The sequence below is a fragment of the Pseudomonas protegens genome (assembly GCF_013407925.2).
Lineage (GTDB): Bacteria > Pseudomonadota > Gammaproteobacteria > Pseudomonadales > Pseudomonadaceae > Aquipseudomonas > Aquipseudomonas fluorescens_AP.
Map to the genome: position 1 here is coordinate 4,869,334 of NZ_CP060201.1, position 18,653 is coordinate 4,887,986.

Consider the following 18,653-nt stretch of genomic DNA (forward strand, 5'->3'; position numbering starts at 1 on the left):
AGGAATGCTTGTCGTTATTTGCTGTATGGCAGGGATAGCGGCAGCGGATGAAAAAAACATTCTGGTCACCAGTGGCAGTGACCGGGCAACTCCCATCGCGGTAGTGCCGTTCGGTTGGCAAGGCGGCAGCGTGCTGCCGGACGACATGGCGCAGATCATCGGTGATGACCTGCGCAACTCGGGTTACTACGCACCTATCCCCAAGCAGAACATGATCAGCCTGCCGACCCAGGCCAGTGAAGTCATTTTCCGCGACTGGAAAGCCCTGGGTGCCCAGTACGTGATGGTCGGCAGCATTGTTCCGGCGGGCGGTCGCCTGCAGGTGCAATACGCCCTGTTCAACGTCGCCACCGAGCAGCAAGTGCTGACCGGCAGCGTGTCGGGCAGCGTTGATCAACTGCGGGACATGTCGCACTACATTTCCGACCAGTCCTTTGAAAAGCTCACCGGTATCAAGGGCGCGTTCTCGACTCGCCTGTTGTACGTGACGGCCGAGCGTTTCTCGGTGAACAACACCCGTTACACCCTGCAGCGTTCGGACTACGACGGTGCGCGTGCAGTTACCCTGCTGCAGTCCCGCGAGCCGATCCTGTCGCCGCGTTTTGCACCCGATGGCAAGCGCATCGCCTATGTGTCGTTCGAGCAGAAGCGTCCGCGGATCTTCGTGCAACACATCGACACGGGTCGTCGTGAGCAGATCACCAACTTCGAAGGCCTGAACGGCGCTCCTGCCTGGTCGCCGGATGGCACCCGCCTGGCCTTCGTGCTGTCCAAGGATGGCAATCCGGATATCTATGTGATGAACATGGCGTCCCGGCAGATCAGTCGTGTCACCAGTGGCCCGGGTATCAACACCGAGCCGTTCTGGGGCAAGGATGGTTCCACCATCTATTTCACTTCCGACCGTGGCGGCAAGCCGCAGGTTTATAAAAGCAACATCAATGGTGGTGGCGCTGAGCGTGTGACCTTTATTGGTAACTACAACGCCAACCCGAAACTTTCTGCTGACGAAAAGACCCTGGTAATGATTCACCGCCAGGATGGTTTCACCAACTTCCGGGTAGCGGCTCAGGATTTGCAGCGCGGTAGCGTAAAAATCCTTACAGACACCAACCTAGATGAGTCAGCTACTGTTGCGCCCAACGGCACCATGGTAATCTACGCCACCCGCCAGCAGGGCCGGGGAGTCTTGATGCTCGTGTCCATTAATGGACGTGTGAGGCTCCCGCTTCCTACCGCTCAAGGCGAAGTCAGAGAACCGTCCTGGTCCCCTTACCTGAACTGACGCGGCGCTACAAAGTTTCACTTAACACACTGGGGTTCATTAGGAGTTTCACGATGGAAATGTTGAAGTTTGGTAAGTTTGCTGCGCTGGCTCTGGCCATGGCCGTAGCTGTAGGTTGCTCCTCCAAAGGTGGCGACAACGCCGGCGAAGGCGCTGTTGATCCAAACGCTGGTTACGGCGCTAACACTGGTGCTGTTGATGGCTCCCTGAGCGAAGAAGCTGCTCTGCGCGCAATCACCACCTTCTACTTCGAATACGACAGCTCGGACCTGAAGCCAGAAGCCATGCGCGCTCTGGACGTTCACGCCAAAGACCTGAAAGCAAACGGCGCTCGCGTTGTTCTGGAAGGCAACACCGACGAACGTGGTACTCGTGAGTACAACATGGCACTGGGCGAGCGTCGTGCGAAAGCCGTTCAGCGCTACCTGGTTCTGCAGGGCGTTTCCCCAGCTCAGCTGGAGCTGGTTTCCTACGGTAAAGAGCGTCCAGTTGCTACTGGCCACGACGAGCAGTCCTGGGCTCAAAACCGTCGCGTCGAACTGCGTAAGTAATTCGTCATGCGAACGTGCCGTCGTGCTGTAACTATTTTGGCTCTCAGTCTCACGCCGCTTGCGGCGTGGTCTGCGGTTCCTGTGGTCGATAACAACTCCGGCTATAACAATAGCGGGAGCAGTTATCCGCCAGCGGGTTATGGCACGAACGGCGCCTATGCCGGGGGAGGGGTTTCGACCCCTGTCTCGGCACAGGGCGAGCTGTTCCAGCAACTGCAGCAAATGCAGGAGCAGATTGCACGCCAACAGGGTGTGATCGAAGTTCTGCAAAATGATGTAGCGCGCATGAAGCAAGAAAGCCTGGAGCGATACCAGGATCTTGATCGGCGCATAGGAAGCGGTGTTGCACCTGCCGCGACTCCTGAGAATTCTTCTGCCGGTGGCGATAGCAATGCCGCCGGAGCCGCAGCCGGCGCTGCTGCCCAGGCCCCAGCCGCCAGCAGCGAACCCGGTGATCCGGCCAAGGAAAAGCTCTATTACGATGCTGCCTTCGACCTGATCAAAGCCAAGGATTTCGACAAGGCCAGCCAGGCTTTCTCGGCATTCCTGCGCAAGTACCCCAACAGCCAGTACGCTGGCAACGCCCAGTACTGGCTGGGTGAAGTGAACCTGGCCAAGGGCGATCTGCAAGGTGCCGGCCAGGCATTTGCCAAGGTTTCCCAGCTGTATCCCAAGCACGCCAAGGTGCCGGATTCGTTGTACAAGCTGGCTGATGTGGAGCGCCGCCTGGGTCATACCGACCGGGTCAAAGGCATTCTGCAGCAGGTGGTCGCCCAATATCCGGGTACTTCCGCCGCTCAGTTGGCACAACGGGATCTGCAGCGCATGTAAGCGTGTTGGCAGCCGTTACAAGAAACCCGCGCTTGTCGCGGGTTTTTTCGTTAGAATTCACCCCCTTTTTTGAAACACGCTTCCTGGGATCTGCGCGATGGCGGGGTTCCTGGAAGTGCCTGACGGAGGCGGACAGCCTGTTTAGCTGTTACGCCCGTGGCGACTATGCAAGACACATTGAGAATTACCGAAGTTTTCTACTCGTTGCAGGGGGAAACTCGGACTGCCGGGCTGCCCACGGTTTTCGTGCGCCTGACCGGATGTCCGTTGCGTTGCCAATACTGCGACAGCGCCTACGCCTTCAGCGGCGGCACCCAGCGTACCCTCGACAGCCTGCTGGAGCAGGTTGCCGGTTTCCGTCCGCGTTATGTCTGTGTCACCGGCGGCGAGCCGTTGGCGCAACCTAATGCCATTCCCTTGCTCAAGCAGTTGTGCGATGCCGGCTATGAAGTCTCGCTGGAGACCAGTGGCGCGCTGGATATTTCCGAAGTCGATCAGCGCGTCAGCCGGGTTCTTGACCTCAAGACCCCGGGTTCCAAGGAAGCGCATCGCAATCGCTACGAGAACATCGAACTGCTGACCGCCAACGATCAGGTCAAGTTTGTCATCTGTTCCCGTGAGGACTACGACTGGGCGGTGTCCAAACTGATCCAGTACGGCCTTGAGCGGCGTGCGGGCGAAGTCTTGTTCTCGCCCAGCCACCATGATCTCAGCGCACGGGATCTGGCTGACTGGATCGTGGCTGACAACCTGCCGGTGCGACTGCAACTGCAGCTGCATAAATACCTTTGGAATGATGAGCCGGGGCGCTGAAATGACTGAGCAAGTACAGAACCAATCTTCGACCGAGAAACGTGCAGTGATCCTGCTCTCCGGTGGACTGGACTCGGCCACCGTAGTGGCCATGGCCCGCGCCGAAGGCTACCGTTGCTACACCATGAGCTTCGATTATGGCCAACGCCATCGCGCCGAATTGCACGCTGCCGAGCGCGTGGCGCGGGACCTGGGCGTGGTGGAGCACAAGGTGATCGGCCTGAATCTCAATGGCATTGGCGGATCGGCCCTGACCGACAGCTCCATCGATGTGCCGGAAGCGCCCGGTGAGGGAATTCCGGTGACCTATGTGCCGGCACGCAACACCGTGTTTCTGTCCTTGGCCCTGGGCTGGGCGGAAGTTCTGCAAGCGCGCGATATCTTCATCGGCGTCAATGCAGTGGATTATTCCGGTTACCCGGATTGCCGTCCCGAGTTCGTCGCAGCCTTCGAGCGCATGGCCAACCTGGCCACCAAGGCCGGTATCGAAGGGCAGGGCTTCCGTATCCAGGCACCCCTGCAGAACCTCAGCAAGGCTGAAATCATCAAGGCCGGTGTGGGTTTGGGCGTCGATTATGGCCTGACCGTTTCCTGCTATCAGGCGGACGACAATGGCCGTGCATGTGGCAAATGCGACAGCTGCCGCCTGCGCGCAGAAGGTTTCGACGCGGCCGGTGTCAGCGATCCAACCGTTTATTTTTGATTTTTTTCATTTAGGGTGTTGAATTCCCGTTAGAAATCAGTATTATACGCGCCACCACACAGCGGGTCGTTAGCTCAGTTGGTAGAGCAGTTGGCTTTTAACCAATTGGTCGTAGGTTCGAATCCCACACGACCCACCATATTTTTGGCGGTTTAGAAAATCCGGAAGGCCCACGAAAGTGAGGATTTCCGGGTTTTTTTTGCCTGCAATAAACCCGGATGTGGGGCATCAAAGTTCGATGCGCTCAGGAAGGCTATCAATGACTTGCGACAACTGCTCGTCTTGCGGTTTGTCCTGAGGCAGCGGTGTGCGGCGTGCCTGGCGGTATTCCCCGCGCCGAAGTGCTCAACCACTTGGCGTGGCGAACAATGGCCGCCGAGCTTCAGGCGCGCCGTTGACAGTAACGGCTTATTTTCCTTTGCCCGAGTATTCCTTGTAGTACTCGGGGATCGCGTGTTTGTAGCTCTCCATCCAGCGCTGCAGGCTCAACTCCCGTTCGCCGGGGGATGCCGGTTGCGGAGTGCGCGACGCTACCTGATTGCGGCTCTGCAGTTGCAACCAGACTTCGGTGACCTGCTGCTGCGGGGAGGATGGACCGGGTTCGATGGCCTGCGCCGCGAGGGGAAGCAGCAAGAGGCCCAGGCAACTGAGCATGGTGTGTTTCATCACTACCTCTGCGTTGTCGAGGGGATGGCTTCGGGTTGTGCCGGATCGCCGGCGCTTGCTACCCGATCATTGGGCGCCGTGGTTCCGAGTTTTTCTGCGCGGGCCTTGGCTTCGGTGACTTGCCCCGGGCTCAGGCCGACGCGGCTGACCACTTCCGAGGCTTGTTTCCAGTTCCCTTGATAGATCAGCAAGGTCACCAGATTGAGGGCCGGCAATTGACCCGACGGCTTGAGCTCCATGGCGGTGATGAACTCGAAACGGGCTTCTTTCAGGCGCCGTTGATTGAGGTAGACCACGCCTAGATCGTTGCGGATTTTCTCGTCGGTGGGCGATAGCCGGGCTGCACGTTGCAGATGCACCAGAGCCTGCAGGTTATCGCTGCGCTCTGCGGCCAGTTGCCCCAGGCCCTGCTCGCCTTCGGCGGCCAGGCAACCACCGAGCAGGCTGCGGTACAGCGGGTCGGCCTCGCCTTGACCCAGCAGGCGGTAGATCTTGGCCTTGCGCAGGCGCACTGCCGGAAGGTCATCCGGCAGGCGTTGCAAATTGGCCAGGCCAGCGTGCAGTTTGCCGCTGTTGATCATTTGGTCTGCCAGGCTGAGTGACAACTCCTGGTCGGAGTTGATCTTGGCGCAGTCTTGCGGAGCGCTCAGCGACGACCAGGATGCGTCTCCAGGTGATGCGCAGCCACTGAGCATCGCCAGCCCTATCGCCACCATCATGGTTTTCATTTTCCGTTCCCGTAATGCGCGCGATGCTCGGGTCATGACCCCCAGGCACGGCCTGTCGAGGTTCTGATTGCTCAGTTTCATCACCAGAGAGGAGCCAAGGTGCTGGTTCATTGCGATAGTCCACTGCGCTGATCAAAGTCGCCGTCTTCCAGGAAGTACATGCGGAACCAGTTCGGATCGTAATTGCGCAACGGTTCACCTGGCAGCGAAGGCAACTGAGCGTTGGCGGCCAGTGGTTGCACCAGATGGGGGGTGACCACCATCAGCAGTTCCTTCTCCTCACGCTTTATCGAGGAGTCGCGAAAAAACGCGCCGATGATGGGAATGTTGCCCAGGCCCGGCAACTTGCTCACGCTGGAGCTGTTGTTGGTGCTGATCAGGCCGCTGATCACGAAGCTCTCGCCGTCAGCCAGGGAAATGCTGGTGTCGGTTCGCCGAACAATCAGCGCCGGTACTCGGGTACTGGAGATTGTCACTCCGTTGTTGTAATCGAGTTCGCTGACTTCCGGCGCCACTTTCAGGGTGATGCGGTTGTTGCTGATGACCGTGGGGGTCAGGGTCAGGCGGATACCGAATTCCTTGTATTCGATGGAAATGTTGTCGCTGCCAGAGCTCGGCACCGGGATCGGCACCTCGCCACCGGCGAGGAAGCTCGCACTCTGCCCGCTCAGGGCCACCAGGCTGGGACGTGCCAGGGTATAGGCGAAGCCGCTGCCTTCAAGTGCATTGATCATCCCCAGCACATTGCCGCCGCCAAAGCCGATATTGAAGCTGCCGTTATCCAGTGGGATGCGGGGCGCCAGGCTACCGATCTGCCCGGGTGTCACGGTGACGCCGGGAACGGATCCGGGCGAGCCAAACAGAAAGTTGCCGCTCTTGCCGAAGATCGAGGTGCTGGCTTCCTTCAGCTTGGTACGGCTGACCTCGACAAAGCGGATGTCGGTCTGCACCTGGCTGGGCAGCAGGGGGCTTTCAGAGGAGGGGGCCAGCGAACCCGCCAGCGACTGGGCGGCTTTGCCCTGGACGAAGACCATGCTTTGCCGCGGTGAGCTGGAACAGGCGCTCCAGACCATCAGGCTGGTGGCGCCGGGCGCCATGCCGGTCAGCAGGTAGGAGTCATTGCCATTGACGTGTACATCGACGATTTTCGGATCACCCACTGCCAGTCGGGTGATGGCCACGGAAGAGTGTATGGCGGTCTGCATGCCCTCGCCGACCTCAAGCACTGCCGGTAATGGTTCCAGCCCTGCACAATTGTTCGCTGCTGCCAGGGTCACTCCTGTAGGTAAACCGGCAAAAATGAGTGTCCATGTCACTCGCCTGAGTATCTGCAAGTAGTCACTGTTCATTTACTGCTTCCTTGATTGGCTGGGAGAGTCAGCCGGGACAGTCGGGCGCCACGAATCATTCGTCAGAGCATTCTGAAATAGGCTTTTCCTTGCTGATCCCAGATAACTGCATCGTTATCTGACGTTAGCGTAGAAAGTCCAAAATGCTATTAAATGCAAAAAAACTGTCCATCATCCGCCCCCCGCAACCCCTTGTAGAAAGGGGCCTCGCTGTAGCCAGCAGCAACTCTGGGAATGGCTTTGGAGAGGTGTTTCAGGAGCCCGGCATCCAGATCTGACTGGCCATTTGGGGGCCGCTCAGTTTCAGCTAAGTTTTCCCTCGTAACCTCTGCCCCCGCGCCAATTCAGGCGACGTTAGGGAGAGGTCCTAGATGAAGCCATTGAGCCCGGCCAATTGGCTGAACAAAGTGCCCGAAGTGACGCTGTCCTTCTGGGTGATCAAGATCATGTCCACCACGGTCGGGGAAACCTGTGCCGATTACCTGGCTGTCGATGCCGGCCTGGGGCAGGGGGTGACCAGCATCGGCATGGCGCTGCTGTTGGCGCTGGCGTTGTTCGCGCAGTTGCGTACCCGGGCCTACACGCCCTGGATCTACTGGTTGAGCGTGGTGCTGGTGAGCATCGTCGGCACCCAGGTCACCGATGTGCTGACCGATCAGTTGGGCGTCAGTCTGTATCTCAGCACGGCACTGTTTGCCTTGCTGTTGGCGATCAACCTGGCTGTCTGGTATGGCGTTGAACGCAGTCTTTCGATCCGACAGATCGTGACTCCCCGGCGTGAATTGTTCTACTGGGCGACAGTGCTGTGCACCTTTGCCCTGGGGACCGCCGCCGGTGATCTGGCCACCGAGGCGCTGGGATTGGGGTTCACCTTGGGAGTGGTGATCTTTGCCGTACTGATCTGCGTGGCCTTTGCCGCCTGGCGATTGGGGGGCAACGCGGTACTGACCTTCTGGATCGCCTACATCCTCACGCGCCCTTTCGGCGCCTCCTTGGGCGACCTTCTGACTCAGGCCAAGACCTACGGCGGCCTTGGCCTGGGGGCGACCTGGACCAGCGGGATCTTCCTGTGCGTGATTTTCCTGCTGGTGACGGCTGCGCAGATCAGCGTGGCTGGTCGCCAGCGTGTTACCGAGTGATTCGCTCATTTTCAATCAAGGAATCAATGATGGCTCATTTCCATTCTGTTACTCGTAAGCTCATGATCCTCTCCGCAATCGTCCTGCTGGGGGGCGCCGCCGGATGCTCCAAGACTGGCGATGAACCAAAGTCCCCAGCGCCAGCTCAGGTTGTGGCCGGCCAGGGCACGGTATCCAAGCTGGGGGATCTGTCGGCGTTCCAAGGCATCAGTGCCGAGGTGGCGGCCCTGGTGGACAACAATGATCTGAGCGCGGCCAAGAGCCGGATCAAGGATTTGGAGCTCTCCTGGGATAGCGCCGAAGCAGGATTGAAACCCCGAGCCGCAGCTGACTGGCACGTGCTGGACAAGGCAATCGATCGCGCACTCGACGCGTTGCGCGCCGGCAGTCCACGGCAAGCCGACTGCAAACTGGCCATGGATGAGCTGCTCAAGACGTTCAATTCATTGCAGGGCAAGCAATGAAGCCCGCTGCCGCGAGGTCGGTGCGCCGCTGTGTGTAACAGGCTGGGTGATGGCCGATCAAGGTGATTCATGCTGGGCGCGGCATCCCTCCGGGGGATGCCGCGCTTGATTGATTGTGGAGGTGCTATGCGGATCTTGCTGGTGGAAGACGATGTCATGATCGGCGAGGCCATTGTCGGAGCGCTCAAGGACGCGGGCCACGCCGCCGATTGGGTGCGCAATGGGGGCAGCGCTCTGGCCGCCCTGGACACCCAGCATTATGACCAGGTGCTGCTGGATCTCGGGCTGCCGGGCAAGGACGGGCTGCAAGTCCTCGACACCCTGCGCCGCGGCGGTAACCCGGTGCCGCTGTTGATCATCACCGCCCGCGACAGCCTGGATGAGCGTTTGCGCGGCCTCGACGGCGGTGCGGATGACTACCTATCCAAGCCCTTTGCCATGGCCGAGCTGTTGGCGCGCATGCGTGCGGTGATGCGCCGCAAGGGCGGAAGTGCGGCGCCGCTGTTGAGCAATGGCGTGGTGTCGCTGGACCCGGTCTCGAAGCAGGCGAGCACCGCGCAGCAGGCCGATGTGCAGCTGTCGAACCGGGAGTTTGCCCTGTTGCAGGCGCTGTTGATCCGGCCCGGGGCGATTCTCTCGCGCAGTGAGCTCGAGGACCGCATCTACGGTTGGGGCGACGAAGTGGAAAGCAACGCCGTGGAGTTTCTGATCCACGCCTTGCGCCGCAAGCTGGGCAGCCAGGTGATCAAGAACGTCAGGGGGATGGGATGGATGGTTTCAAAAAGCGTCTGAGCGAGTCGGTCCAGCTCCGGCTGTCCATCGTGCTGTCGACGGCGATCCTGATCGTTGCCCTGCTGGCGGCGGTCTTCGCCTTTGTTACGGCATTCGACGAGGCTCGGGAAATGCAGGACAACACCCTGCGCCAGGTCGCGGCCTTGTTCGAGCGCCAGCAGATGAGCCTGAGGTACTCCGAGCCTGAGCAACCGATCGAGGGCGACAACGAGGAGTCCCGGGTGGTCATCCAGTACCTGGCCGATGGCGCCAGGGCGAGCGCAGATGACGACAGCAGTGCGCCTTTGCCCTTGCCGACCACGCTGGCCGATGGTTGGTCGACGCAGAAAGTGGGGGACGAGCCGTTCCGGGTACTGGTCAAGACCACTGCCCAGGGGCAGCGCATTGCCGTGGCTCAGGAAATGGGCGCCCGGGACAAAGAAGCGCGCGAGAGTGCCGCGCGCAGCCTGCTTCCGTTCCTGTTTTTGCTCCCCGTGCTGTTGCTGGTGCTGGCCAACCTGGTGCGCACGTTGTTTCGTCCGATCGAGGTCCTGGCGGCGGAGATCGATCAGCGAGGCGAGCAGGAGTTGCATCCGATCGATGAAGGGCATTTGCCTACGGAAGTCCGCCCCTTTGTGCGGGCGATCAATCGACTGCTGGCCCGGGTCACCCGTTCCATGGAGGTGCAGCGACGTTTTGTTGCGGATGCGGCCCATGAGCTGCGTTCGCCGATGACGGCCCTGTCCCTGCAGGCCGAGCGGCTGGCCACTGTGGAAATGTCGAGCCAGGCCATGGAGCGTCTGCTGTTGTTGCGGCGGGGCATCGAGCGCAGCAAGAAGTTGATCGATCAGCTGTTGAGCCTGGCGTTTGCGCAGTCCGGTGCCGGGGTCGGTGTGGCCCTGGTTTCAGTGCACGGGGTCTATCGGCAGGTACTGGAGGACCTGCTGCCGCTGGCGGAAGAAAAGGCGATCGATATCGGCGTGGAGGGTGGGCAGGACGGCCAGGTGCGCATCAGCGAGGTGGACTTGCAGGTGCTGGTGAAGAACCTGGTGGACAACGCCATTCGCTATACCCCGCCGGGGGGCAAGGTGGATTTGTCGGTGAGCCTGGAGCGCGGCGCGGTGCGGCTGAAGGTCTGCGACACGGGCCCGGGTATCGCGCCGGAGGAGCGTGATCGGGTGTTCGACCCGTTCTATCGCTGCCTGGGGAGCGAGGAACTGGGTTCGGGGCTGGGGCTTTCCATCGTCAAGGTCATCGCCGAGCGTTATGGCGCCCGGATCCGTTTCGCTTACACCGATGAGCAGGCCAGGACCGGGTTGTGCGTCTGGGTGGAGTTTGCACGGGTCGAGCCGGGTCGCGAGGATTAGACGCGGGGCAGAATTGGCTTTTGAATGCCCCGGATATTCTGTAGCCTTGCGCGGCTCCAATGCTGTCCGTACCTGATGAACTCACTCTCCCGGCGGGGCCCTAAGCGGTCCGGAGCCGGTGGTATACTCGACTTTCGCGCCCAAGCGCCTGCAGGTCTTGCGAACATGACGCAAATTTCCGAACGCCTTCTGGTTCAAGCCCACCTCGACGCCAAACAGCCCAAACCCTTGAGTGCTGAGCAAGAGGCCCATTTTCGTGCTGCCATCGCTGCCGAGCTCAAGGCTCAGGACGCGGTGCTGGTTGCGCATTTCTATTGTGATCCGGTGATTCAGGCCCTGGCTGAAGAGACCGGTGGCTGTGTTTCCGACTCCCTGGAAATGGCCCGTTTCGGCAACGCGCATCCGGCCAAGACCGTGGTGGTGGCCGGGGTGCGCTTCATGGGTGAGACGGCGAAGATTCTCAACCCTGAAAAACGCGTGCTGATGCCGACGCTGGAGGCCACTTGCTCGCTCGATCTGGGTTGCCCGGTGGACGAGTTCTCGGCCTTCTGCGATCAGCACCCCGAGCGCACCGTAGTGGTTTATGCCAATACCTCGGCGGCGGTCAAAGCCCGTGCCGACTGGGTGGTGACGTCCAGCTGCGCGCTGGAGATCGTCGAAAGCCTGATGGATAACGGCGAGAAGATCATCTGGGGCCCGGACAAGCACCTGGGCACCTACATCCAGCGCCAGACCGGGGCTGACATGCTGCTCTGGGATGGGGCCTGCATCGTTCACGAAGAGTTCAAGTCCAAGCAACTGGAAGACATGAAGGCGCTGTACCCGGATGCGGCCATCCTGGTGCACCCCGAGTCCCCCAGCTCGGTGATCGAACTGGCGGATGCGGTCGGTTCCACCAGCCAGCTGATCGCCGCCGCACAGCGTCTGCCGAACAAGACCTTCATCGTCGCCACCGACCGCGGCATCTTCTACAAGATGCAGCAGCTGTGCCCGGACAAGGTGTTCATCGAGGCGCCTACGGCCGGTAACGGCGCAGCGTGCCGCAGTTGCGCCCATTGCCCGTGGATGGCGATGAATACCCTGGAGCGCACCCTGCAGTGCCTGCAACAGGGCAGCAACGAGATTCAGGTGGACCCGGCACTGATCCCCAATGCCGTTCGGCCGCTCAAGCGCATGCTGGACTTCACTCAGGCGGCGCGGATGAAACTGGCGGGCAATGCCTGATCGGTTGTCTCGTGTGCAAGCAAAAACGCCCCGATTGGTCGGGGCGTTTTTGTGTGTGGCGTATTACTTTTTCTTCTGCTTGGGAATGCGCACCAGCTGGGTGTTGGAGTAAATGTCGTGCCAGCTGCGTTTCTGCTTGTCCACCAGCACCCAGAAGAAGCCCAGGCCAGCGCAGAGCCAGGAGGCAATGGACACCATGAAGCGCAACAGCGCCTGCCACAAGCTGATACGGCTGCCATCGGCATTCTGTACACGGATGCCCCAGACCTGCATGCCCAGGGTCTGCCCTGAATGGGTCCAGAATTTGGCGAAGAAGCCGAACAGCACAAACAGCAGGACGGTGGAGTAAAGCGGGTCGCCATCCAGAGCGCCGGATTCGGTCAAGGCACGCATCCGCGCTTCGCCGATGATCTGCATCTGGATCAGCTTGTAGAGGCCGCCCGTGACGATCAGCAGGGCGACGCACAGCAGAAAATCATAGAACATCGCTGCCAGGCGACGACCCAGGCCGGCGGCGGGAAACTCGCCTTGGGGGCTTAGCAGATGTTTCGACATGACAGGCTCTCGACTGAAAAAAGAAGCCATTTTACGGAATTGCGCGCACAAAAAAGCCCCTGATGTCAGCATCAGGGGCTTTTTCGTTACAGACGATTAAGCTTCTGCTTGTACTTCGTCAGCTTGCATGCCTTTCTGGCCTTGCACAGCGATGAAGGTCACTTTTTGGCCTTCTTTCAGGCTCTTGAAGCCGTTGCCCTGAATAGCGCGGAAGTGTACGAACAGATCCGGACCGCTTTCTGGAGTGATAAAACCAAAACCTTTCTCGTCGTTAAACCACTTGACGGTACCGCTCTGACGTTGGGACATTTCTTATTTCCTTTGACGCTAAAAAATTAATGACAGTCTCTTCCTCATGGAAGAGTACTGGGCTGGGTTGCAGGAAAGTAAGAGACGTCGAACGGGTTGTAGCAAACTTGTTAGCTACTGCCCAGGTCACGATTCCAAGCGACCCATGCAAACACAGTGGGGAAACTCTACGCCAACTACGGGAGAAAAAACAAGCCCCGCGAAGCCCCGGTTTTACTCAGCTTGCCGAGGTTTGGCGCAACTAGCGTGCAGGGCTTATTCGATAGAGTTGTTCAATTGTTTTCAGACGTTATAAGTGAAATTCAGTATCGAAAATATGCACTGTTTTATGGCGGTTGCGTTACAGATTAGTGCACTTTTAACGCAACCGCGTTACTTATAGAAACAGTCCCTCAGCCTCGATAGTAGCGTTGGGGTACGAATGGCATTTTGCTTACAAGCATTGGCACCTTTTTCCCACGTACTATCGCTGCAACTGGCGTATCAAGTGCGCAGTGCTGGATATCGAGGTAACCCATCGCCAATGGACCGCCGAGTGTCGGACCGAAGCCACCGCTGCAAACGCTGCCGATGATGTTCCCTTCGGCGTCGACGATTTCCGCGCCTTCACGCACGGGGGTACGTTCCTGAGGCAGCAGGCCGACACGTTTGCGAGCGACGCCGCCCTGTTGTTGGGCAAAGATCACCTCGGCACCAGGGAAACCGCCGGCGCGTGGGCCATCCGCGCGCCGGGCCTTGGAGATGGCCCACAGCAGGCTGGCCTGAATCGGCGTGGTGTCGCTGTTCATGTCGTGGCCGTACAGGCACAGGCCGGCTTCCAGGCGCAGGGAGTCGCGGGCGCCGAGGCCGATGGCCGCCACTTCCGGTTCGGCCAGCAGGGCACGGGCGAGTTTTTCCGCGTGCTCGGCAGGGACCGAGATTTCGAAACCGTCTTCGCCGGTGTAGCCCGAACGGCTGACAAAACAGTCCAGGCCCAGCACGGTCACCGGCTTGAACTGCATGAAGGTCATCTTCGCTACTTCCGGCGCCAGGCGCGCCAGCACTGTGACCGCCGCCGGGCCTTGCAGGGCCAGCAGGGCGCGTTCTTCGAACAGCGGCTGAATGTCGCACTGCTTGCCGATGTGCTGGCGCAGGTGGGCCAGGTCCTGCTCCTTGCAGGCGGCGTTGACCACCAGGAACAGCTGGTCGTCGCCCAGATTGGCGACCATCAGGTCGTCGAGGATGCCGCCTTGGTCATTGGTGAACATGGCATAGCGTTGCATGCCCACCGGCAGGTCGATGATGTCCACCGGCACCAGGGTTTCCAGGGCCTGGGCGGCATTGGCGCCGCGCAACAGAATCTGCCCCATGTGGGACACATCGAACAGCCCGGCCTGCTCACGGGTGTGCTGGTGTTCCTTCATCACCCCCAGCGGGTACTGCACCGGCATGTCGTAGCCGGCGAACGGCACCATGCGGGCGCCGAGTTCCAGGTGCAGGCTGTGCAATGGGGTTTTCAACAGTGTTTCGGTGGACATGGGCAACTCCTGAAAAAACTGCGGATACGGGCGACGTATCAGCACTCGATAATGTTCACGGCCAGACCGCCACGGGCGGTCTCCTTGTATTTGCTTTTCATGTCGGCGCCGGTCTGGCGCATGGTGCGGATGACCTTGTCGAGGGAGACGAAATGCTGGCCGTCGCCGCGCAGTGCCATGCGCACCGCATTGATGGCTTTCACCGAACCCATGGCATTGCGCTCGATACAGGGCACCTGCACCAGGCCGCCGATCGGGTCGCAGGTCAGCCCGAGGTTGTGTTCCATACCGATTTCCGCGGCGTTCTCCACCTGCTGCACGCTGCCGCCGAGGACTTCGCACAAGGCCCCGGCGGCCATCGAGCAGGCCACGCCCACTTCACCCTGGCAGCCGACTTCGGCGCCGGAGATCGAGGCGTTTTCCTTGTACAGAATGCCGATGGCCGCAGCCGTGAGGAGAAAACGCACCACCCCGTCTTCGTTGGCCCCGGGAATGAAGCGCATGTAGTAGTGCAACACCGCCGGGATGATCCCGGCCGCACCATTGGTGGGCGCAGTGACCACGCGTCCGCCGTTGGCGTTTTCCTCGTTGACCGCCAGGGCGTAGAGATTGACCCAGTCCAGCACCGACAGCGCATCACGCAGCGCCGCTTCTGGGTGCTGGCACAACTGGCGGTGCAGGGCGGCGGCGCGGCGCTTGACCTTGAGCCCGCCCGGCAGGATGCCCTCGTTGCGACAACCGGCGGCCACGCAGTCCTGCATCACCTGCCAGATCTTCAGCAGGCCGGCGCGGGTTTCCGCTTCCGGGCGCCAGGCGCTTTCGTTGGTCAGCATCACCTGGCTGATGGACAGGCCATAGGTGCTGCAATGTTGCAGCAGCTCCTTGGCGGTCTTGAAGGGGAAGGTCAGGCGAGTGGTGTCTTCGACGATACGGTCGGCGCCGGCGGCGTCTTCGTCGACCACGAAACCGCCGCCAACGGAGTAGTACTCACGGCTGCGGATCTGCAGGCCGGCGCTATCGAAGGCACGGAAAATCATGCCATTGGGGTGATAGGCCAGGGGTTTGCGGATCATTGCCAGGTGTTCTTTCTCGTTGAACGCAATGCTGTGTTCACCGAGCAGGTTGATTCGTCCGCTGCTGCGTATGGCCTGCAGGCGAGCGCCGATGTTCTCGGTATTCACGCTGTCCGGTTGTTCGCCTTCCAGGCCCAGCAACACCGCCTTGTCGCTGCCGTGGCCCTTGCCGGTGGCGCCCAGCGAGCCGTACAGCTCGACCTTGACGCAAACGGTGGCCGCCAGCAGGTCATCGCGGCGCAGGCCTTCGACAAAGCGCGCGGCCGCGCGCATCGGGCCAACGGTGTGGGAGCTGGAGGGGCCGATGCCAATCTTGAACAGGTCGAACACGCTCAGGGACATGTTGGTTCTCCGGTTTCTTGTTATGGAGGCAGCGGCAAGCGACAAGCTGCAAGTCAGACGCCGATCGGCTCTTTCTTGCAGCTTGAGGCTACTAGCTTGTGGCTGCCTTAGGCGTAGCTTTCGATCGACGGGCAGGCACACACCAGGTTGCGGTCGCCGAACACGTTGTCGACCCGGCCAACCGGCGGCCAGTACTTGCCTTCGATCAGCGAGGCCACTGGGTACACGGCCTGTTCACGGCTATACGGATGGGACCACTCGCCCACCAGTTCGGCCGCGGTGTGCGGAGCGTTCTTCAGTGGGTTGTCGTCCTTGTCCAGGCTGCCGTTTTCCACCGCGCGGATTTCCTCGCGGATGCGGATCATGGCGTCGCAGAAGCGGTCCAGTTCTTCCTTGGATTCGCTTTCGGTCGGCTCGATCATCAGGGTGCCGGCCACCGGGAAGGACATGGTCGGGGCGTGGAAGCCGAAATCGATCAGGCGCTTGGCCACGTCATCGACGCTGATGCCGCTGCTGTCTTTCAAAGGACGCAGGTCGAGGATGCATTCATGGGCCACCAGGCCGTTGCTGCCGGTGTAGAGCACGGGGTAGTGCTCTTCCAGGCGCCGCGAAATGTAGTTGGCGTTGAGGATCGCCAGCTGCGAGGCGCGCTTGAGGCCGGCGCCGCCCATCATGCGGATGTACATCCAGGTGATCGGCAGGATGCTGGCGCTGCCGAACGGTGCGGCACACACCGCGCCCTTCTTGTTTTCCAGCGCGGCGTGGCCGGGCAGGAAGGGCGCCAGGTGCGACTTGACGCCGATCGGGCCAACGCCCGGACCGCCACCGCCGTGGGGAATGCAGAAGGTCTTGTGCAGGTTCAAGTGCGACACGTCGCCACCGAACTTGCCCGGCGCGCAGAGGCCGACCATGGCGTTCATATTGGCGCCGTCGATGTACACCTGGCCGCCGTTGTCATGAATGATGCCGCAGATTTCGCGGATGCCTTCCTCGAACACGCCGTGGGTCGACGGGTAGGTGATCATCAGCGCGGCGAGGTGCTCGCGGTGCTCGATGGCCTTGGCTCGCAGGTCTTCGATATCCACGTTGCCGCGGGCGTCGCAGGCGGTGACCACCACGCGCATGCCGGCCATGTTGGCGGTGGCCGGGTTGGTGCCGTGGGCCGACGAAGGAATCAAGCAGATGTCGCGGCGCTCGTCGCCACGGCTCTGGTGATAGGCACGAATGGCCAGCAGGCCGGCGTATTCACCCTGGGAGCCGGCGTTGGGCTGCAGGGAGACGGCGTCGTAGCCGGTAGCGGCGCAGAGCATCGCCTCCAGCTCGGTGGTCAGTTGCTGGTAGCCGGCGCTTTGTTCGGCCGGGGCGAAGGGGTGCAGCGCACCGAACTCGGCCCAGGTGATCGGGATCATTTCGCTGGCGGCGTTGAGCTTCATGGTGCAGGAGCCCAGCGGGATCATGGTGCGATCCAGGGCCAGGTCCTTGTCCGCCAGCTTGCGCAGGTATCGCATCAGCTCGGTTTCCGAGTGATAGCGGTTGAACACCGGGTGGCTGAGGATCGCCGACTGGCGTACCAGGGCCGCAGGGATGCTGCTGCTGACCGCAGCCGCCAGTGCGGCGAAGTCCGGCGCGGCCTTGCCTTCGCCCAGCAGGTTCCACAGGCCTTCAACGTCGGCCTGGGTGGTGGTTTCGTCCAGGGACAGACCGAGGCGCTCGGCGTCGATCACCCGCAGGTTGACGCCCTGGGCGCGTGCCTTGTCGTGCAGCGCGGCGGTGCTGGCACCGGTGCGCAGGCTCAGGGTGTCGAAGAAGTTGTCCTGCTCCACGACCAGCCCCAGATCCTTCAGGCCCTTGGCCAGGATCGCGGTCAGCTGGTGGATGCGCTGGGCAATCTGAATCAGGCCCTTGGGACCGTGATACACGGCATACATGCTGGCGATGTTGGCCAGCAGGACCTGGGCGGTACAGATGTTGCTGGTGGCCTTTTCGCGGCGGATATGCTGCTCGCGGGTCTGCATGGCCAGGCGCAGGGCCGGCTTGCCGAAACGGTCTACCGAGACGCCGACCAGACGGCCCGGCATGTCGCGCTTGAACGCATCGCGGGTGGAGAAATAGGCCGCATGCGGGCCACCGAAGCCCAGCGGTACACCGAAGCGCTGGGCGCTGCCGATGGCCACGTCGGCGCCGAATTCGCCCGGCGGGGTCAGCAGGGTCAGGGCCAGCAGGTCGGCGGCCACGGCCACCAGGGCGTTGGCGGCGTGGAAGCGCTCGGCCAGTTCGCGGTAGTCGAACAGATCGCCGTTGCTCGCCGGGTATTGCAGCAGGGCACCGAAGAACGGGCTGACGTCGGTCAGCTGGCGCTCATCGCCCACCACCACGTTGATTCCCAAGGGTTCGGCACGGGTGCGCAGTACGTCCAGGGTTTGCGGGTGGCAATGCACGGAGGCGAAGAAGGCATGGCTGCCCTTGTTCTTGCTCAGGCGCTTGCAGAAGGTCATGGCTTCGGCGGCGGCGGTGCCTTCGTCGAGCAGCGAGGCGTTGGCGATCGGCAGGCCGGTCAGGTCGCTGATCAGGGTCTGGAAGTTCAGCAGGGCTTCCAGGCGGCCCTGGGAGATTTCCGGCTGGTAGGGGGTGTAGGCGGTGTACCAGGCCGGGTTTTCCAGAAGGTTGCGCAGAATCGGCGAAGGCGTGTGACAGCTGTAGTAGCCCTGGCCGATGTAGGTCTTGAACAGCTGGTTCTTGGCGGCGATGGCCTTGATCGAGGCCAGGGCCTGGGCTTCGCTCTGGCCCTGGCCCAGGTCCAGCACGCTGGTGCCCTTGATGCTCTCGGGAATCACGCTGGCGCTCAGGGCTTCCAGGGAGTCGAAGCCCAGGCTGTTGAGCATGGCTTGCTCATCGGCCTGGCGCGGGCCGATGTGGCGCGCGATGAATTCGTTGGCGGTAGTCAGGTTGACGGTCATGACGGGCTC

18 protein-coding genes and 1 tRNA gene are annotated in these 18,653 nt (G+C 61.1%); 11 read left to right on the forward strand and 8 right to left on the reverse strand.

Features of this window, described 5'->3' with window-relative positions:
- Positions 1 to 4 precede the first annotated feature (4 nt).
- From tolB to GGI48_RS22680, 6 genes are all read left to right on the forward strand, one after another.
- Positions 5 to 1,285, forward strand: coding sequence for a Tol-Pal system beta propeller repeat protein TolB (tolB, locus tag GGI48_RS22655; protein WP_015636767.1), 1,281 nt, complete (start codon positions 5 to 7; stop codon positions 1,283 to 1,285).
- 53 nt (positions 1,286 to 1,338) lie between these two features.
- On the forward strand, positions 1,339 to 1,836 hold the full coding sequence (gene pal / locus GGI48_RS22660; protein WP_003227510.1) for a peptidoglycan-associated lipoprotein Pal: 498 nt from the start codon (positions 1,339 to 1,341) through the stop codon (positions 1,834 to 1,836).
- A 6-nt stretch (positions 1,837 to 1,842) separates the two neighbouring features.
- Positions 1,843 to 2,667 (forward strand): tol-pal system protein YbgF, encoded by an 825-nt coding sequence (gene ybgF, locus GGI48_RS22665; protein WP_016963209.1) that lies wholly within the window; start codon positions 1,843 to 1,845, stop codon positions 2,665 to 2,667.
- A gap of 165 nt (positions 2,668 to 2,832) precedes the next feature.
- Positions 2,833 to 3,480, forward strand: a complete 648-nt coding sequence (gene queE, locus GGI48_RS22670) for a 7-carboxy-7-deazaguanine synthase QueE (protein WP_016963208.1) — start codon at positions 2,833 to 2,835, stop codon at positions 3,478 to 3,480.
- A 1-nt stretch (position 3,481) separates the two neighbouring features.
- Positions 3,482 to 4,183, forward strand: a complete 702-nt coding sequence (gene queC, locus GGI48_RS22675) for a 7-cyano-7-deazaguanine synthase QueC (RefSeq protein WP_042940611.1) — start codon at positions 3,482 to 3,484, stop codon at positions 4,181 to 4,183.
- A 63-nt stretch (positions 4,184 to 4,246) separates the two neighbouring features.
- Positions 4,247 to 4,322: transfer RNA gene (locus GGI48_RS22680), tRNA-Lys, on the forward strand.
- Between the two features lie 269 nt (positions 4,323 to 4,591).
- On the opposite strand, the gene GGI48_RS22685 is transcribed toward GGI48_RS22680, so the two are convergent.
- The 3 genes from GGI48_RS22685 to GGI48_RS22695 all read right to left on the reverse strand — a co-directional run bounded on the left by GGI48_RS22685 (position 4,592) and on the right by GGI48_RS22695 (position 6,926).
- Positions 4,592 to 4,849 (reverse strand): DUF3613 domain-containing protein, encoded by a 258-nt coding sequence (locus GGI48_RS22685; protein ID WP_179600134.1) that lies wholly within the window; start codon positions 4,847 to 4,849, stop codon positions 4,592 to 4,594.
- 2 nt (positions 4,850 to 4,851) lie between these two features.
- The gene (locus GGI48_RS22690; RefSeq protein ID WP_179600136.1) at positions 4,852 to 5,577 is read right to left on the reverse strand and encodes a tetratricopeptide repeat protein; all 726 of its coding nucleotides are present in this window, start codon (positions 5,575 to 5,577) and stop codon (positions 4,852 to 4,854) included.
- A gap of 107 nt (positions 5,578 to 5,684) precedes the next feature.
- Positions 5,685 to 6,926: a type II and III secretion system protein family protein gene (locus GGI48_RS22695; protein WP_179600138.1), complete on the reverse strand. Its 1,242-nt coding sequence runs from the start codon at positions 6,924 to 6,926 to the stop codon at positions 5,685 to 5,687.
- A 371-nt stretch (positions 6,927 to 7,297) separates the two neighbouring features.
- On the opposite strand from GGI48_RS22695, the gene GGI48_RS22700 reads away from it, so the two are divergent.
- The 5 genes from GGI48_RS22700 to nadA all read left to right on the forward strand — a co-directional run bounded on the left by GGI48_RS22700 (position 7,298) and on the right by nadA (position 11,891).
- Entirely contained in the window at positions 7,298 to 8,065 is a 768-nt protein-coding gene (locus GGI48_RS22700; protein WP_016967346.1) for a membrane protein, read from the forward strand.
- A gap of 29 nt (positions 8,066 to 8,094) precedes the next feature.
- Positions 8,095 to 8,529 (forward strand): hypothetical protein, encoded by a 435-nt coding sequence (locus GGI48_RS22705; RefSeq protein WP_016967345.1) that lies wholly within the window; start codon positions 8,095 to 8,097, stop codon positions 8,527 to 8,529.
- Positions 8,530 to 8,655: 126 nt separating this feature from the next.
- Positions 8,656 to 9,321 (forward strand): response regulator, encoded by a 666-nt coding sequence (locus tag GGI48_RS22710; RefSeq protein WP_047305749.1) that lies wholly within the window; start codon positions 8,656 to 8,658, stop codon positions 9,319 to 9,321.
- Positions 9,297 to 10,667, forward strand: a complete 1,371-nt coding sequence (locus GGI48_RS22715) for an ATP-binding protein (RefSeq protein WP_179600140.1) — start codon at positions 9,297 to 9,299, stop codon at positions 10,665 to 10,667. Before GGI48_RS22710 ends, GGI48_RS22715 begins: the two co-directional genes overlap by 25 nt.
- A 165-nt stretch (positions 10,668 to 10,832) precedes the next feature.
- On the forward strand, positions 10,833 to 11,891 hold the full coding sequence (gene nadA, locus GGI48_RS22720) for a quinolinate synthase NadA (RefSeq protein WP_016967342.1): 1,059 nt from the start codon (positions 10,833 to 10,835) through the stop codon (positions 11,889 to 11,891).
- Positions 11,892 to 11,954: 63 nt separating this feature from the next.
- Here nadA and GGI48_RS22725 read toward each other — a convergent pair whose 3' ends face one another.
- From GGI48_RS22725 to gcvP, 5 genes are all read right to left on the reverse strand, one after another.
- Positions 11,955 to 12,446, reverse strand: coding sequence for an RDD family protein (locus GGI48_RS22725; RefSeq protein ID WP_016967341.1), 492 nt, complete (start codon positions 12,444 to 12,446; stop codon positions 11,955 to 11,957).
- A 96-nt stretch (positions 12,447 to 12,542) separates the two neighbouring features.
- Complete coding sequence (locus GGI48_RS22730) at positions 12,543 to 12,755, reverse strand: cold-shock protein (protein WP_007977299.1); 213 nt, start codon at positions 12,753 to 12,755, stop codon at positions 12,543 to 12,545.
- A gap of 392 nt (positions 12,756 to 13,147) precedes the next feature.
- Positions 13,148 to 14,272, reverse strand: a complete 1,125-nt coding sequence (gcvT, locus tag GGI48_RS22735; RefSeq protein WP_179600142.1) for a glycine cleavage system aminomethyltransferase GcvT — start codon at positions 14,270 to 14,272, stop codon at positions 13,148 to 13,150.
- Positions 14,273 to 14,310: 38 nt separating this feature from the next.
- Positions 14,311 to 15,687 (reverse strand): L-serine ammonia-lyase, encoded by a 1,377-nt coding sequence (locus GGI48_RS22740; protein ID WP_179600144.1) that lies wholly within the window; start codon positions 15,685 to 15,687, stop codon positions 14,311 to 14,313.
- A 107-nt stretch (positions 15,688 to 15,794) separates the two neighbouring features.
- Positions 15,795 to 18,644 (reverse strand): aminomethyl-transferring glycine dehydrogenase, encoded by a 2,850-nt coding sequence (gene gcvP / locus GGI48_RS22745; RefSeq protein WP_179600146.1) that lies wholly within the window; start codon positions 18,642 to 18,644, stop codon positions 15,795 to 15,797.
- Between the last annotated feature and the right edge of the window lie 9 nt (positions 18,645 to 18,653).

What these genes read in the sequence shown, in the direction of transcription:
- pal (WP_003227510.1), top strand. Translation starts at nt 1,339, where the DNA reads ATGGAAATGTTGAAGTTTGGTAAGTTTGCTGCGCTGGCTCTGGCCATG.
- tolB (WP_015636767.1), top strand. Translation starts at nt 5, where the DNA reads ATGCTTGTCGTTATTTGCTGTATGGCAGGGATAGCGGCAGCGGATGAA.
- GGI48_RS22730 (WP_007977299.1), bottom strand. Translation starts at nt 12,755, where the DNA reads ATGTCCCAACGTCAGAGCGGTACCGTCAAGTGGTTTAACGACGAGAAA.
- gcvT (WP_179600142.1), bottom strand. Translation starts at nt 14,272, where the DNA reads ATGTCCACCGAAACACTGTTGAAAACCCCATTGCACAGCCTGCACCTG.
- gcvP (WP_179600146.1), bottom strand. Translation starts at nt 18,644, where the DNA reads ATGACCGTCAACCTGACTACCGCCAACGAATTCATCGCGCGCCACATC.
- GGI48_RS22685 (WP_179600134.1), bottom strand. Translation starts at nt 4,849, where the DNA reads ATGAAACACACCATGCTCAGTTGCCTGGGCCTCTTGCTGCTTCCCCTC.
- queC (WP_042940611.1), top strand. Translation starts at nt 3,482, where the DNA reads ATGACTGAGCAAGTACAGAACCAATCTTCGACCGAGAAACGTGCAGTG.
- GGI48_RS22690 (WP_179600136.1), bottom strand. Translation starts at nt 5,577, where the DNA reads ATGAAAACCATGATGGTGGCGATAGGGCTGGCGATGCTCAGTGGCTGC.
- GGI48_RS22705 (WP_016967345.1), top strand. Translation starts at nt 8,095, where the DNA reads ATGGCTCATTTCCATTCTGTTACTCGTAAGCTCATGATCCTCTCCGCA.
- GGI48_RS22700 (WP_016967346.1), top strand. Translation starts at nt 7,298, where the DNA reads ATGAAGCCATTGAGCCCGGCCAATTGGCTGAACAAAGTGCCCGAAGTG.
- GGI48_RS22725 (WP_016967341.1), bottom strand. Translation starts at nt 12,446, where the DNA reads ATGTCGAAACATCTGCTAAGCCCCCAAGGCGAGTTTCCCGCCGCCGGC.
- queE (WP_016963208.1), top strand. Translation starts at nt 2,833, where the DNA reads ATGCAAGACACATTGAGAATTACCGAAGTTTTCTACTCGTTGCAGGGG.
- ybgF (WP_016963209.1), top strand. Translation starts at nt 1,843, where the DNA reads ATGCGAACGTGCCGTCGTGCTGTAACTATTTTGGCTCTCAGTCTCACG.
- GGI48_RS22740 (WP_179600144.1), bottom strand. Translation starts at nt 15,687, where the DNA reads ATGTCCCTGAGCGTGTTCGACCTGTTCAAGATTGGCATCGGCCCCTCC.
- GGI48_RS22715 (WP_179600140.1), top strand. Translation starts at nt 9,297, where the DNA reads ATGGATGGTTTCAAAAAGCGTCTGAGCGAGTCGGTCCAGCTCCGGCTG.
- nadA (WP_016967342.1), top strand. Translation starts at nt 10,833, where the DNA reads ATGACGCAAATTTCCGAACGCCTTCTGGTTCAAGCCCACCTCGACGCC.
- GGI48_RS22695 (WP_179600138.1), bottom strand. Translation starts at nt 6,926, where the DNA reads ATGAACAGTGACTACTTGCAGATACTCAGGCGAGTGACATGGACACTC.
- GGI48_RS22710 (WP_047305749.1), top strand. Translation starts at nt 8,656, where the DNA reads ATGCGGATCTTGCTGGTGGAAGACGATGTCATGATCGGCGAGGCCATT.